Here is a 13985-nt window from a genome sequence, read left to right on the forward strand (position 1 = left end):
GCAGCCCGGTTTTTCCCGGCCGGACAGGGCCCGGCTCGCCTTGCGCCCTGGGAAAACCCATGCTAGTGCACCCTCGCCTGACGGGCGGAGAAGGCTCCCGCCCCGGGCTCATTTCCACACCTGACGGGTTTCCCGAGGGCCTCATTCGCAGGCTGCCCCGGTCCGAGGCCCGTTAAGACACGAGAGAGACGGTTACGTGGCGCAAAGCGGTTCGCAAGAAGGACCCCTCCTGTCGGGCGTAGCATTGCGCTATGCTTCGGCGCTGTTCGAACTCGCTCGCGAAGCGAACGCCGTGGATGCCGTCGCCGGCGACCTGGCCCGCTTCGATCAGATGATCCGCGGCAGCGAAGACTTGCAGCGCCTGATCCAGAACCCCATCTTCACGGCCGAAGAGCAGTCGAACGCCATCGGGGCCATTCTCGACAAGGCCGGCATCTCGGGCCTTTCGGGCAATTTCATCCGCCTCGTCGCGTCCAAGCGCCGGCTCTTCGCGCTGCCCGACATGATCCGCGCCTTCCAGAACCTGGTGTCCGATGCCAAGGGCATCGTCCGGGCGCAGGTCACCCTGGCGGAAGCGCCGTCCGACACGGTCCTGAACGAAATCAAGGCGGCGCTGCGCGACGTCGCCAAGGCTGACGTCTCCGTCGACGTCAAAATCGACCCGAGCCTCATCGGCGGTCTCATCGTGAAGATGGGGTCCCGCATGGTGGATGCCTCGGTGCGCACCAAACTCAATTCCATTCGTCTAGCGATGAAAGAGGTCCGCTGATGGACATTCGAGCCGCTGAGATCTCCGCGATCCTCAAAGAGCAGATCAAGAACTTCGGTACCGAGGCTGAAGTCACCGAAGTCGGGCAGGTCCTGTCCGTCGGTGACGGCATTGCCCGTTGCTACGGCCTCGACAAGGTCCAGGCCGGCGAGATGGTCGAATTCGAGAGCGGCGTGCGCGGCATGGCGCTCAACCTCGAGACCGACAACGTCGGCGTCGTGGTGTTCGGCTCCGACCGCGAGATCGCCGAAGGCCAGACCGTGAAGCGCACGGGCGCCATCGTGGACGTGCCGGTCGGCAAGGGCCTGCTCGGCCGCGTCGTCGACGCGCTCGGCAACCCCATCGACGGCAAGGGCCCGATCCAGGCCACGGAGCGCCGCCGCGTGGACGTGAAGGCTCCCGGCATCATTCCGCGCAAGTCGGTGCACGAGCCGATGGCGACGGGCCTCAAGGCCATCGACGCCCTGATCCCGGTCGGCCGCGGCCAGCGCGAGCTGATCATCGGCGACCGCCAGACCGGCAAGACCGCCGTCGTGCTCGACACGATCCTCAACCAGAAGCCGCTCAACCAGGGCAACGACGAATCGCAGAAGCTGTACTGCGTGTACGTCGCGGTCGGTCAGAAGCGCTCCACGGTGGCCCAGTTCGTGAAGGTGCTCGAAGAGCAGGGCGCGCTGGAATACTCCATCATCATCGCGGCCACCGCTTCGGACCCGGCTCCGATGCAGTTCCTGGCGCCCTTCTCGGGCTGCGCCATGGGCGAGTTCTTCCGCGACAACGGCATGCACGCCGTGATCGTGTATGACGACCTGTCCAAGCAGGCCGTCGCCTACCGTCAGATGTCGCTCCTGCTCCGTCGTCCTCCGGGCCGCGAGGCTTATCCGGGCGACGTGTTCTACCTGCACTCCCGCCTGCTCGAGCGTGCGGCGAAGCTCAACGACAGCCAGGGCGCGGGCTCGCTCACCGCTCTGCCGGTCATCGAGACGCAGGCCAACGACGTGTCGGCCTACATCCCGACCAACGTGATCTCGATCACCGACGGCCAGATCTTCCTCGAGACCGACCTGTTCTACCAGGGCATCCGTCCGGCGGTGAACGTCGGCCTCTCGGTGTCGCGCGTGGGCTCCTCGGCCCAGACGAAGGCGATGAAGAAGGTCGCGGGCAAGATCAAGGGCGAGCTGGCCCAGTACCGCGAGATGGCGGCCTTCGCCCAGTTCGGCTCCGACCTCGACGCCACCACGCAGCGCCTCCTGAACCGCGGTTCGCGCCTGACCGAGCTCCTGAAGCAGCCGCAGTTCTCGCCGCTGAAGATGGAAGAGCAGGTCGCCGTGATCTACGCCGGCGTGAACGGCTACCTCGACAACCTGCCCCTCAACCGGGTGCGGGCGTTCGAGGACGGGCTGCTCTCGCTCCTGCGCGGCAAGCACGCCGATATCCTCGATGCCATCCGGGCTTCGAAGGACCTGTCGAGCGACTCGGAAGCGAAGCTCAAGGACGTGGTCCAGACCTTCGCCAAGTCTTTCTCGTAAAGACTTCCGTTCTCGTAAGATCCAGCCGGATTTCCGGAGAGGGTAGGGCCGCTCGATGCCGAGCTTGAAAGACCTTCGTAACCGCATCGCCTCGGTCAAGGCGACGCAGAAGATAACCAAGGCCATGCAGATGGTGGCCGCCGCGAAGCTGCGCCGCGCGCAGACCGCGGCGGAAGCCGCGCGTCCTTACGCGGAGCGCATGGCCGTGGTGCTCGGCAACCTCGCGTCCGGCATTACGGTCGGGCCCGACACGCCGCGCCTCCTGGCCGGCACCGGTTCCGACCGCGTCCACCTGCTGGTCGTCTGCACGGCCGAGCGCGGCCTGTGCGGCGCGTTCAACTCCTCGATCGCGCGCCTCGCCCGCGACCACGCCAACCGGCTCCTCGCCGAAGGCAAGACGGTCAAGATCATCTGCGTCGGCAAGAAGGGCTACGACATCCTGCGTCGCCAGTTCGCCGAGCAGATCATCGAGTTCGTCGACCTGCGGGCGGTGCGCCAGATCGGCTTCGAGCAGGCGGACCAGATCGCCCAGAAGATCCTCGGCCGTTTCGAGGCGGGCGAGTTCGACGTGGCGACCCTGTTCTACTCGCGCTTCCGCTCGGTGATCGCCCAGATCCCGACCGCGCAGCAGATCATCCCGGCCGAGATCGAGGCCAGCGCCGGCGCCACCGACGCGGTCTACGACTACGAGCCCGAGGAAGGCGAGATCCTCACCACGCTCCTGCCGCGGAACCTCACCGTGCAGATCTTCCGCGCGCTGCTTGAGAACGCCGCCTCCGAACAGGGCGCCCGCATGAGCGCCATGGACAACGCGACCCGCAACGCGGGCGAAATGATCAAGAAGCAGACGATGACCTACAACCGGTCCCGTCAGGCGATGATCACCAAGGAACTGATCGAAATCATCTCGGGCGCCGAGGCGCTCTGACGACATCCGAGAGGAGCCAATCATGGCCAACACCGCTACCACTGCCGGCAAGGCGACCGGTCACATCACGCAGGTCATCGGCGCCGTCGTCGACGTGCAGTTCGAAGGACACCTGCCGGAGATCCTGAACGCCCTCGAGACCACGAACGGCGGCAACCGCCTCGTGCTCGAAGTGGCCCAGCAGCTCGGCGAGAGCACCGTGCGCTGCATCGCCATGGACACCTCCGAAGGCCTGGTGCGCGGACAGCCTGTCACCGATACCGGCGCGCCGATCTCGGTGCCGGTCGGCGCCGCCACCCTCGGGCGCATCATGAACGTCATCGGCGAGCCGGTCGATGAAGCCGGCCCCATCGTGGGCGAAGGCACCCGCGCCATCCACCAGCCGGCTCCGTCCTACGCCGAGCAGTCCACGGAAGGTCAGATCCTGGTCACGGGCATCAAGGTCGTCGACCTGCTGGCTCCCTATGCCAAGGGCGGTAAGATCGGCCTCTTCGGCGGCGCCGGCGTCGGCAAGACCGTGCTGATCATGGAGCTCATCAACAACGTCGCGAAGGCGCACGGCGGCTACTCCGTGTTCGCCGGCGTCGGCGAGCGCACCCGCGAGGGCAACGACCTCTACCACGAGATGATCGAGTCGAAGGTGAACGTGGATCCCCGCGAGGCCGGTTCGGCCGTCGGCTCCAAGTGCGCCCTCGTGTACGGCCAGATGAACGAGCCCCCGGGCGCCCGCGCCCGCGTCGCGCTCACCGGCCTGACCGTGGCCGAGAACTTCCGCGACCAGGGCCAGGACGTGCTGTTCTTCGTGGACAACATCTTCCGCTTCACCCAGGCGGGCTCCGAGGTGTCGGCGCTTCTCGGCCGTATCCCCTCGGCCGTGGGCTACCAGCCGACGCTGTCCACCGACATGGGCGCCCTGCAGGAGCGCATCACCACCACCACCAAGGGTTCGATCACCTCGGTGCAGGCCATCTACGTGCCGGCCGACGACCTGACCGACCCGGCTCCGGCCACGTCCTTCGCCCACCTCGACGCCACGACCGTGCTGTCGCGCTCCATCGCCGAGAAGGGCATCTACCCGGCCGTGGACCCGCTCGACTCGACCTCGCGCATGCTCTCGGCCGCTATCGTCGGCGAGGAGCACTATAACACCGCCCGTCAGGTCCAGCAGGTGCTGCAGCGCTACAAGGCGCTCCAGGACATCATCGCGATCCTGGGCATGGACGAGCTGTCCGAAGAGGACAAGCTCACCGTCGCCCGCGCCCGCAAGATCGAGCGCTTCCTGTCGCAGCCCTTCCACGTGGCGGAAGTGTTCACCGGCTCGCCCGGCAAGCTCGTGGCGCTCGAAGACACCATCAAGGGCTTCAAGGGTCTCGTCGAGGGCCAGTACGACCACCTCCCGGAGGCTGCCTTCTACATGGTCGGCACCATCGAGGAAGCCGTCGAGAAGGCCCAGCGCCTCGCGGCCGAAGCGGCCTAAGTCGAACCAGACGTCATCCCGGAGCCGTGCATCCACGCTCCGGGATGGTCGTGTCCAAGCGTATCTCCCAAACGATTCCCGACCGCCCGGCGGCCGCGGGATGACGAGGAGCACAGATGGCTACCTTCACCTTCGAACTCGTGTCCCCTGAGCGCGTCTTGTTCTCCGGCGCCGTGGACGCCGTCGTGCTGCCGGCGACCGAGGGCGACATGACGGTTCTGGCCGGCCACTCGCCGGTGATGACCACCCTCAAGACCGGGTTCCTCGTCGTCACCAGCACGCCCGGCAACGGACGGCGGGTTCTCGTGCGCGGCGGCTTCGCCGACGTCAACCAGAACGGCCTCACGGTCCTGGCCGAACGCGCCCTTCCCGAGGAAGAGCTGACCCAGGACATCCTCGACCAGGAAATCCTGACCGCCGAGATGCACTACGACGCCACCAACGAGCCGGCCGCGAAACACGCCGCGGAATCAGCCATCGCGCAGCTGCGCGAAGCCAAGGCGGCACTGAACTTCTGAGACTGAAACAACCCGGCCCCGCGCCGGGTTTTTCATGGCATGACCCCCGACAGCCCGCCGCTCATCCTCACGCTCCGGCTCGACGAGCACTCGTTCGCCTTCTTCGACGCGCAGAGACGGCGCTACTTTCCGCCCGACCGCAACTTCATCCCGGCCCACCTCACCCTGTTCCACGCGCTGCCGGGCGAGCACCGTCCCGCGATCCAGCGCGACATTGAGCGGACGATCGCCGGCCGCGAGCCATTCCCGCTCGCCGTCACCGGCCTCCGGCCTCTCGGACGGGGCGTCGCCTATACGCTCCAATCCCCGGAACTCGCGCACCTGCGCCGCGCCCTGGCGCTGACCTGGAACGACTGGCTCAAGCCTCAGGACCGGCAGAATCACCAGCCGCACGTGACTGTGCAGAACAAGGTCGACCCCGTCCAGGCCAGGGCTCTCCTGGAAGATCTCAGCGAACGCTTCCAGCCCTTTCAGGCCGAGGCGATCGGTCTGGACCTGTGGTGGTATCGCGGCGGACCGTGGGAGATGGCCGGCCGCTTCGGCTTCACCGCCTGAACGATCCACCAGGCGCCGGCCGGGCTTGCCCCGGCCATGGCGACACGACGAGCGGTGCGCGACCACCAAGAGGGATCACCGGCACAAGGCCGGTGACGACGTGGAGGAGGTGTGGCCCGGGCGATCGACGCGGCGCCGGCCCTATTCCCCCATGGCGATCAGGTTGGCGTTGCCGCCCGCCGCGGCGGTGTTGATCGTCACCGTCTGCTCGGTGGCGAAGCGCAGGAGATAATGCGGGCCCCCGGCCTTCGGCCCCGTGCCGGACAGGCCGTGTCCGCCGAAGGGCTGCACGCCCACCACCGCGCCGATCATGTTGCGGTTCACGTAGACGTTGCCCACCGACAGGGCCTGGATGACCCGCGAGACCGTCGCATCGATGCGCGAGTGGACGCCCAGCGTCAGGCCGTAGCCCGTGCCCTCGATCGCCTGCAGTACATCCTCCAGCCGGTCCGCCCTGTAGCGCACCACGTGCAGCACCGGGCCGAACACCTCCTGGGCGAGATCATGCGGCCTGTTCAGCTCGAAGATGTGCGGCGCCACATAGGTCCCCGCCGCCGGGGCCTCGCCGGCATAATGCACCTTCGCCGATGCGGTCATCGCCGCGACATGGGCGTCGAGCTTCTCCTTCGCCTCCCGGTCGATCACCGGACCGATATGCGTCGAGATCTCGCGCGGGTCCCCGATCTTCAGCTCGCGGGCATTGCCGGCGATCATCTCGATCATGCGGTCGGCCACGTCGTCCTGGACGCAGAGCAGACGCAGAGCGGAGCAGCGCTGGCCGGCCGACCGGAACGCCGACATCACCACGTCGTCGGCTACCTGCTCGGGCAGCGCGGTGGCATCGACGATCATCGCGTTGATGCCGCCCGTCTCGGCGATCAGCGGCACGATGGCGGCGTCCTTGCCGGCGAGGGTTCGGTTGATGATGCGCGCGACCTCGGTCGAGCCGGTGAAGACCACGCCGGCCACATCCTTGTGCTCGACGAGGCGCGCCCCGACGCGCCCGTCGCCCGGCACGAGGTGCAGGGCCGTTTTCGGAACGCCCGCCTCGTGGAGGATGCGAACGGCGAAGTCCGCGATCAGCGGCGTCTGCTCGGCGGGCTTCGCCACGACGGCGTTGCCGGCCATCAGCGCGGCGCCGACCTGACCGAGGAAGATCGCGAGCGGGAAGTTCCAGGGCGAGATCGCAACGAACACGCCGCGGCCGCGCAGACGCAGCACGTTGCTCTCGCCCGTGGGGCCGGGCATCGCCTCGCCGGCGCCGAACAGGGCGCGGCCCTGAACGGCATAGTAGCGGAGGAAATCGACGGCCTCGCGCACCTCCGAGAGCGCATCGTCGAGGGTCTTGCCCGCCTCGGCCTGCAACAGGTGCAGCAGCGCGCCGCGGCGCTCCTCCAGAAGATCGGCCGCCCGCTGGAGGGCTTTCGCATGGGTGTTCGCATCGGTGCGGCTCCAGCCGGGAAAACCCGCCTGCGCTGCCGCCATCGCCCGGTCGGCCGCCTCCGGCGCGGCTTCCGTCACGTGGCCGGCCACGGTGCTGCCGTCGATGGGGCTGACCACCGGACGGGTGGCACCGGGTGCGGCCCTGCCGTCGATGAGCGGCTCCGCCTTGAAGCTCTGCCGCCCACCTGTCCTGATCTCGGCCAGGAGCGCGTCGAGGGAGGCCTGGTGGCCGAATTCCACGCCCCGCGAGTTGGGACGCTCCGGGCCATAAAGGTCACGCGGCAGCGGGAGCTTCGGGTGGCGCGCCTTGTCGGCCGACACAATGATGTCCGCCGGACGCTTCAGGAGCGACTCGACAGGGACGTTCGTGTCGGCCGCGACCGACACGAAGGAGGAGTTCGCCCCGTTCTCCAGGAGACGGCGCACCAGATAGGCAAGGAGATCGCGATGGCCGCCCACCGGCGCATAGGCCCGGCAGGCCAGGCCCGGCCTGTCCTCCAGGAGGCGCGCATAGAGCGCCTCGCCCATCCCGTGCAGGCGCTGGAACTCGTAACCCTCCGTGCCGCCGGCCCGCTCGATGATCGACGCGACGGTGAGCGCGTTGTGGGTGGCGAATTGCGGGTAGATGCGCGGGCGCAAGGACAGCATCTTCTCGGCGCAGGCCATGTAGTGCAGATCCGTCATCGCCTTGCGGGTGAAGACCGGATAATCGTCGAGGCCGCGCTCCTGGGCGCGCTTCACCTCCGTGTCCCAATAGGCGCCCTTCACCAGGCGCACCATGAGCTGCCGGTCGTAGCGCTCCGCCATGGCGGCGATCGCATCGACCACCGACCCGGCCCGCTTCTGGTAGGCCTGGATGGCGAGGCCGAAACCCTTCCAGTCGGCGAGCGAGGGATCGGCGAGCACGGCCTCGATCACCTCGAGCGACAGTTCCAGCCGGTCCGCCTCCTCGGCATCGACGGTGAAGTTGAGATCGTAGGATTTCGCCTTCCGGGCCAATTCGATCACGAGGGGCACCAGCTCGCGCATGACCCGCTCGCGGCTCGTGGCCTCGTAGCGCGGATGGAGGGCCGAGAGCTTCACCGAGATGCCCGGCCGGTTCGGCAGCGGCTCGTTGCCGGCGGAGCGGCCGATCGCGTCGATGGCGGAGGCATACGAATCGAAGTAGCGGCGGGCGTCCTCGGCCGTGCGGGCGCCTTCGCCCAGCATGTCGAAGGAATAGCGGTAGAGGCGGCCCTTGGACGAGGTGGCCCGCTTCAGGGCCTCGTCGATGGTCTGGCCGAGCACGAAATGGTTCCCCATCACCCGCATGGCCTGGCGGGTGGCGGTGCGGACGGCGGGCAGGCCGAGGCGCTTGGTGAGCTGGCCCAGGATGCTCTCCGGGGTCTCGCCGGGCTGGATGATCCGCGCCGTGATGCCGAGCGCCCAGGCCGAGGCCGAGACGAGGAACGCGTCGGATTTCGCCTCGTGGCCGGCGAAATCGGCCTGGCCCAGCTTGTCCTCGATCAGCCTGTCGGCGGTGGCGGCATCCGGCACCCGCAGCAGGGCTTCGGCCAGAACCATGAGCGCCAGCCCCTCCTTGGTGGAGAGCGCGTATTCCCGCAGCATCTCCTCGACGCCGCCGAGGCCGCCGCCCTTGGCGCGAATCGCCTCGATCAGGCGGGTCGCCTGCTCGTCCACGCGCTTTTCCCGCTCCGGCGAGAGACGGGCGCTCGCGAGGAGCCGGGCCGCGAGGGCCTTGTCGTCCTCTGCGAAGGGCGGGTTGAAGGGCAGGGCGGCGCTGGTGGCAGGGCTCATGGAAATGTCCTCTGGATGTTTCCCGAAATATAGGAGGGCGTTGGCCGTGCTTCGATGGCAAAATTCGGGATCTTGCCTTAGAAAGAGCGGAGAAAAGCCGAAAGGGCCGTGGAAATGGCGGATTTGGACCGGATTGATCGCAAGATCCTCAAGGCTCTCCAGACGGATGGCCGCATCGCCACCGTGGAGCTCGCCGAAAAGGTGGGATTGTCGCCCACCTCCACGGGCGAACGGGTGAAGCGTCTGCAGCGGGAGGGCGTCATCGCCGGGTATGGCGTCAGGCTCGATCCGCACCGGCTCGGCCTCGAGCTCCTGGTCTTCGTGGAGGTCTCCCTCGACAAGACCACGCCGGACGTGTTCGAGAAATTCGCCGCCGCGGTGAAACGGGCCCCCGAGGTCCTCGAATGCCACATGGTGGCGGGCGGGTTCGACTACCTGGTCAAGACCCGCGTGGCCGACATGGCCGCCTATCGCCACTTCCTCGGCGAGATCCTGCTGGCCCTGCCGGGCGTGAAGGAGACCCGCACCTATGCGGTCATGGAGGAGGTGAAGAGCGACGGGATGCTGCCGGTGTGACGGCCGTGGCGTTTCTCTCCGTCGTCACCGGGCTCGTCCCGGCGCCTGCGATCGCGTGGAGCGCGGTGCTTTTCCCAATCGAGATGGCCGGGACAAGCCCGGCCATGACGTGAGAGTTTGTCGTCACCGGGAGAGGTCCGGTGATGACGCCGAGAGGTGCCTTAGAGCATCGGACGGACCCAGCGGGCCGCGTCAGCGGCCCGCTGGGTCCGTCCGGACCGATGCTCTCATTCAAGAAGAAAGCATCGGATGGATCCCAAAAGTGCAAGTCCACTTTTCACGTCCGATGCTTTAGCCTGCCACCGTCCTATCCTCGTCCTTCGTCTTCCACAGCGAGTAGACGACGCCGCCGGCGATCAGCGCGAGGGTGACGCCGAGCGAGATGGTCGGGTCGAGCTTGCCCACGAGCTGGTTCCAGAAGATCTTGCCGCCGATGAAGACGAGCACCAGGGCGAGCGCGTATTTCAGGTAGTGGAACCGGTGCACCATGGCGGCCAGGGCGAAGTAGAGCGCCCGCAGGCCCAGGATCGCCATGATGTTGGCCGTGTAGACCACGAAGGTGTCCGTGGTGATCGCGAAGATCGCCGGCACCGAATCCACCGCGAAGATCAGGTCGGCCACGTTGATCACCACGAGGGCGAGGAACAGCGGCGTCGCCCAGGTGACGATCCTGCCTGACTTCGGATCCGGTTCGCGCACGAAGAAGTGCTGATCGTGAAGCCGGTTCGTCACCCGCATGTGCTTGCGCAGGAAACGGACCAGGGGGTTCTTCTCGATGTCGGGATCGCTCTCCGGAACGATCAGCATCTTGATGCCCGTGGCGATGAGGAAGGCGCCGAAGAGATAGAGCATCCAGGCGTATTCCTGCACCAGGGCGGCGCCCAGGGCGATCATGATGCCGCGCAGGACGATGACGCCCACGATGCCCCAGACGAGGGCGCGATACTGGTACTTCCGGGGGATCGCGAAGTAGCTGAAGATCAGCGAGATCACGAAGACGTTGTCGATCGACAGGGACTTCTCGATGAAGAAGCCCGTGAAGTAGGAAATACCCGCGTGCGTGCCGTCCTCGGTCACCAGCAGGCCGGTCTCGAACGACCACCAGATATAGGCGCCGAAGGCGGTCGCGATGCCGATGTAGAAGGCGGACAGGAGAAGGCTCTCCTTCACGCCGAGCTCCCGGTCCTTCCTGTTCAGGACACCGAGATCGAAAGCGAGGAGAAAAACGACAAGGCTGAGGAAAGCCGTCCACATCCAGACGGGCTTTCCCAGCCATTCCATGAGCAGGAATTCTGGCATAACCGGACCTTTGATTGCTTCTGTTCAAGCATCGGCTCCGACATCGCAGTCGTGTGCTCACGTCCTGCCAGAGGGGCCCGGTCGCCGATGGGATCCAACGTGGGGAGCGCCCTTGCGGCCTTCAAGAGCGCGGAACCCGACAATTTCTGCTCAATTTTCCGTCAGATGCCCGCCCCGATGGCAGGGGTGCCCGGCCAAGAGACTTGACCCGGAGAGCCGATCTGATTGCATGGTCGGGAACCGGGCAGGCGGCCGCAAAAGAGCGCCACGAGGCTCCGGGCCATAACAATCAGAGGTGACGGTGATGTTTGCGGATCGTTCGACGAAGGCGAGGTGGATCACGGGGATGCTGGCCGGCGCGGCCGTGCTCCTCGGATCCGCGGCCGCCCAGGCCCAGACGCCGGTGAGATTCTCGCTGGACTGGCGCTGGGAGGGACCGGCGGCCCCCTTCGCGGTCGCGATCGACAAGGGCTACTTCAAGGCCGAGGGGCTCGACGTGACGATCGATCCGGCGGCGGGCTCCCGCGAGCCGATCTCCCGCGTGGCGTCCGGCACCTATGACGCGGGCTTCGGCGACGTGAATTCTCTCGTGCGCTTCCGGGACGAGAATCCGGGCACGGACATCAAGGCCGTGATGGTGATCTACGACCGTCCCCCCTTCGCGCTCATCGGGCGCAAGAGCCGGGGCATCACCAAGGAGGTGTCGAGCCTGCAGGGCAAGAAGTTCGGCGCTCCGGCGGCCGACGGCGCCTACGCGCAATGGCCGATCTTCAAGGCGGTCAACAAGATCGACGATTCCACCATGAAGTTCGAGAACGTGGGCTTCCCGGTCCGGGAGCCGATGCTGGCGCAAGGCGAAGTCGACGCGGTGTTCGGCTTCTCCATGTCGTCCTACATCAACCTGAAATCCCGCGGGGTTCCGGCGGACGACATCGTCGTGATGCTGATGAGCGATTACGGCGTCGATCTCTACGGCAACACCATCATCGTGTCGCAGAAATTCGCCCAGGAGAAGCCGGAGGCCGTCAAGGGCCTGCTGCGCGCGATCATGAAGGGCGTGCAGGACACCGTGAAGGATCCCTCGAGCGCGGTCGATTCGGTGATCAAGCGCAACGACGTGGCCAAGAAGGACGTGGAGCTCGAACGCCTCAAGATGGTGCTGGAGCAGAACATGATCACGCCCTTCGTCAAGGAGAACGGCTTCGGCGGCATCGACAAGGAGCGCTTCGCCAAGGCCCTCGACCAGATCGGCCTGACCTTCGCCTACAAGAACAAGCCTGAGGTCGGCGCCGTGTTCACGGAGGAGTTCCTGCCCGCCGCCGACCAGCGCAAAGTGAACTGATCCGCCGGGCCCGGCCATTACGATAGCCGGGCTTTTTCCTTTGGCTCACCGGCACGGCTTCATGAAACCCTTCGTCGACATCCATGACGTCACCCATGTCTATGCCCGGGCCGAGGACGGCCTGCCCGCGGTCAGGAACCTGAATCTCAAGGTCGGCGAGGGCGAGTTCGCCGCCATCGTCGGCCCCTCGGGCTGCGGCAAGTCCACCCTCATGAAGCTCGCCACCGGGCTCCAATTCCCGCGCGAGGGAACGGTGATCGTCGATGGCAGGCAGGTGGGAGCCCCCGTCAAGCTCGCCGGCATGGCCTTCCAGAACCCCACCATGCTGCCCTGGCGGACGACCCTGGACAACATCCTGCTGCCGCTCGAGATCGTCGAGCCGCACCGTTCGCGGCTGCGCCGCCACAAGGCGGAGTACGTGGCCAAGGCCGAGAGCCTGCTCGCCCAGGTGGGCCTGAAGGGCCAGGGGCACAAATTTCCCTGGCAGCTCTCGGGCGGCATGCAGCAGCGGGCCTCCCTGTGCCGCGCCCTGATCCACGAGCCGAAGCTCCTGATGCTCGACGAGCCTTTCGGCGCCCTCGACAGCTTCACCCGCGAGGAATTGTGGTGCGTGATGCGTGATCTGCATGCGGCCCAGAAGGTCACGATCATCCTCGTCACCCACGACCTGCGCGAGGCCGCGTTCCTGGCCGACCGGATCTTCTGCATGAGCGCCCGGCCGGGGCGGATCGTGGCCGAGCGGGAGGTAGCGTTCCCGCGGCCGCGCGATCTCGAGATCACCTACACGCCGGAGTTTTCCGAGCTCGTTCACGACCTGCGCGGGCATATCGCGCAGGCACGCAGGGCGGCATGAGACACCCATGAAAACCAAGAATCAGCTCGCCCTCGCACCCTGGGTCTTCACCATCGGCTTCTTCGCGCTCTGGGAGATCCTCTGCCATGTCCTGAGGATTTCGAGCTTCATCCTGCCGGCGCCGTCCACGATCCTTCTCGCCGTATGGGAGTATCGGACCCAGCTCGCCTATCACGCCATGCACACCCTCTGGATGACGCTGGCCGGCTTCGGCCTCGCGGTCGGATTCGGCCTGCTGCTCGGCATGGTGCTCGGCTCGTCGCGGCTCATCAATGCCGGGTCGTATCCGCTGCTCGTTGGCTTCAACTCGATCCCGAAGGTCGCCGTGGTGCCGATTCTCGTGTTCTGGTTCGGCGTCGGCTGGGTTCCGCCGGTCATGGCGGCGTTCCTGATCTCGTTCTTCCCCATCGTGGTGAACGTCGCCACGGGAATCTCCACCGTGGAGCCGGAGATGGAGGACGTGCTGCGGGCGCTCGGCGCGTCGAAGCGCGACATCGTGTTCAAGGTCGGCGTGCCCCGCGCCATGCCGTATTTCTTCGGCTCGCTCAAGGTGGCGATCACGCTCGCCTATGTGGGCTCCGTCATCGGCGAGCAGAATGCGTCGAATGTGGGCATCGGCAACCTGCTCACCCGCGCGTCCGCCGCCTTCGAGGTGCCCCTCGTCTGGGCCGCCCTCGTGGTGCTGGCGGTGCTGGGCGTCGTCATGTACGCGATCACGGCTTCTGTCGAGCGCTCGATGACCGGCTGGGCCCAGCGCTCCCAGATGGCGGCCTAGAGCACCGGACAGGAAATCCGACTCCCGGGGTTTTGGCTTGGTGAGATCTGTGATTCACTCTGTGGAACGGGAGGTGGATCATGGGTCACTGCTATTCTCTCGATCTGCGGGTGCGGGTGGCTGA

General features: G+C 66.6%; 12 protein-coding genes. 10 read left to right on the top strand and 2 right to left on the bottom strand.

The annotated features are described in order from the left end of the window. Nucleotides 1–196 precede the first annotated feature (196 nt). The 6 genes from NF876_RS30305 to NF876_RS30330 all read left to right on the top strand — a co-directional run bounded on the left by NF876_RS30305 (nucleotide 197) and on the right by NF876_RS30330 (nucleotide 5776). Nucleotides 197–769, top strand: a complete 573-nt coding sequence (locus NF876_RS30305) for a F0F1 ATP synthase subunit delta (protein ID WP_262271977.1) — start codon at nucleotides 197–199, stop codon at nucleotides 767–769. Then, nucleotides 769–2298, top strand: a complete 1530-nt coding sequence (gene atpA, locus NF876_RS30310; protein ID WP_262271978.1) for a F0F1 ATP synthase subunit alpha — start codon at nucleotides 769–771, stop codon at nucleotides 2296–2298. The genes NF876_RS30305 and atpA overlap by 1 nt, the downstream gene beginning before the upstream one ends. A 55-nt stretch (nucleotides 2299–2353) precedes the next feature. Continuing rightward, on the top strand, nucleotides 2354–3226 hold the full coding sequence (locus tag NF876_RS30315) for a F0F1 ATP synthase subunit gamma (protein WP_262271979.1): 873 nt from the start codon (nucleotides 2354–2356) through the stop codon (nucleotides 3224–3226). A 22-nt stretch (nucleotides 3227–3248) separates the two neighbouring features. Continuing rightward, nucleotides 3249–4703 (top strand): F0F1 ATP synthase subunit beta, encoded by a 1455-nt coding sequence (atpD, locus tag NF876_RS30320; RefSeq protein ID WP_262271980.1) that lies wholly within the window; start codon nucleotides 3249–3251, stop codon nucleotides 4701–4703. Nucleotides 4704–4819: 116 nt separating this feature from the next. Next, nucleotides 4820–5221 carry a F0F1 ATP synthase subunit epsilon gene (locus NF876_RS30325; RefSeq protein ID WP_262271981.1) on the top strand — a complete coding sequence of 134 codons (402 nt, stop codon included), beginning with the start codon at nucleotides 4820–4822 and terminating at the stop codon, nucleotides 5219–5221. Between the two features lie 39 nt (nucleotides 5222–5260). Further along, nucleotides 5261–5776, top strand: coding sequence for a 2'-5' RNA ligase family protein (locus NF876_RS30330; RefSeq protein WP_262271982.1), 516 nt, complete (start codon nucleotides 5261–5263; stop codon nucleotides 5774–5776). A gap of 141 nt (nucleotides 5777–5917) precedes the next feature. Here NF876_RS30330 and putA read toward each other — a convergent pair whose 3' ends face one another. Beyond that, entirely contained in the window at nucleotides 5918–9016 is a 3099-nt protein-coding gene (gene putA, locus NF876_RS30335; protein WP_262271983.1) for a bifunctional proline dehydrogenase/L-glutamate gamma-semialdehyde dehydrogenase PutA, read from the bottom strand. Between the two features lie 114 nt (nucleotides 9017–9130). On the opposite strand from putA, the gene NF876_RS30340 reads away from it, so the two are divergent. Continuing rightward, nucleotides 9131–9592, top strand: coding sequence for an Lrp/AsnC ligand binding domain-containing protein (locus NF876_RS30340; RefSeq protein WP_262271984.1), 462 nt, complete (start codon nucleotides 9131–9133; stop codon nucleotides 9590–9592). 291 nt (nucleotides 9593–9883) lie between these two features. On the opposite strand, the gene NF876_RS30345 is transcribed toward NF876_RS30340, so the two are convergent. Then, complete coding sequence (locus NF876_RS30345; RefSeq protein WP_262271985.1) at nucleotides 9884–10891, bottom strand: TerC family protein; 1008 nt, start codon at nucleotides 10889–10891, stop codon at nucleotides 9884–9886. Between the two features lie 304 nt (nucleotides 10892–11195). Between NF876_RS30345 and NF876_RS30350 the strand changes: the two genes are divergently transcribed. The 3 genes from NF876_RS30350 (at nucleotide 11196) to NF876_RS30360 (ending at nucleotide 13861) form a co-directional block, all read left to right on the top strand. Continuing rightward, a complete protein-coding gene (locus NF876_RS30350) occupies nucleotides 11196–12233 on the top strand; it encodes an ABC transporter substrate-binding protein (RefSeq protein ID WP_262271986.1) in 1038 nt (345 codons plus the stop codon). Nucleotides 12234–12294: 61 nt separating this feature from the next. Then, on the top strand, nucleotides 12295–13086 hold the full coding sequence (locus NF876_RS30355) for an ABC transporter ATP-binding protein (RefSeq protein WP_262271987.1): 792 nt from the start codon (nucleotides 12295–12297) through the stop codon (nucleotides 13084–13086). 7 nt (nucleotides 13087–13093) lie between these two features. Continuing rightward, nucleotides 13094–13861: an ABC transporter permease gene (locus NF876_RS30360; RefSeq protein WP_262271988.1), complete on the top strand. Its 768-nt coding sequence runs from the start codon at nucleotides 13094–13096 to the stop codon at nucleotides 13859–13861. The last annotated feature ends 124 nt before the right edge of the window (nucleotides 13862–13985 follow it).

It is taken from the genome of Microvirga yunnanensis (assembly GCF_025460875.1).

Coding starts and splice junctions, on each gene's coding strand:
- atpA (WP_262271978.1), top strand. CDS start 769: ATGGACATTCGAGCCGCTGAGATCTCCGCGATCCTCAAAGAGCAGATC.
- NF876_RS30330 (WP_262271982.1), top strand. CDS start 5,261: ATGACCCCCGACAGCCCGCCGCTCATCCTCACGCTCCGGCTCGACGAG.
- NF876_RS30340 (WP_262271984.1), top strand. CDS start 9,131: ATGGCGGATTTGGACCGGATTGATCGCAAGATCCTCAAGGCTCTCCAG.
- putA (WP_262271983.1), bottom strand. CDS start 9,016: ATGAGCCCTGCCACCAGCGCCGCCCTGCCCTTCAACCCGCCCTTCGCA.
- NF876_RS30355 (WP_262271987.1), top strand. CDS start 12,295: ATGAAACCCTTCGTCGACATCCATGACGTCACCCATGTCTATGCCCGG.
- NF876_RS30325 (WP_262271981.1), top strand. CDS start 4,820: ATGGCTACCTTCACCTTCGAACTCGTGTCCCCTGAGCGCGTCTTGTTC.
- NF876_RS30345 (WP_262271985.1), bottom strand. CDS start 10,891: ATGCCAGAATTCCTGCTCATGGAATGGCTGGGAAAGCCCGTCTGGATG.
- atpD (WP_262271980.1), top strand. CDS start 3,249: ATGGCCAACACCGCTACCACTGCCGGCAAGGCGACCGGTCACATCACG.
- NF876_RS30350 (WP_262271986.1), top strand. CDS start 11,196: ATGTTTGCGGATCGTTCGACGAAGGCGAGGTGGATCACGGGGATGCTG.
- NF876_RS30360 (WP_262271988.1), top strand. CDS start 13,094: ATGAAAACCAAGAATCAGCTCGCCCTCGCACCCTGGGTCTTCACCATC.
- NF876_RS30315 (WP_262271979.1), top strand. CDS start 2,354: ATGCCGAGCTTGAAAGACCTTCGTAACCGCATCGCCTCGGTCAAGGCG.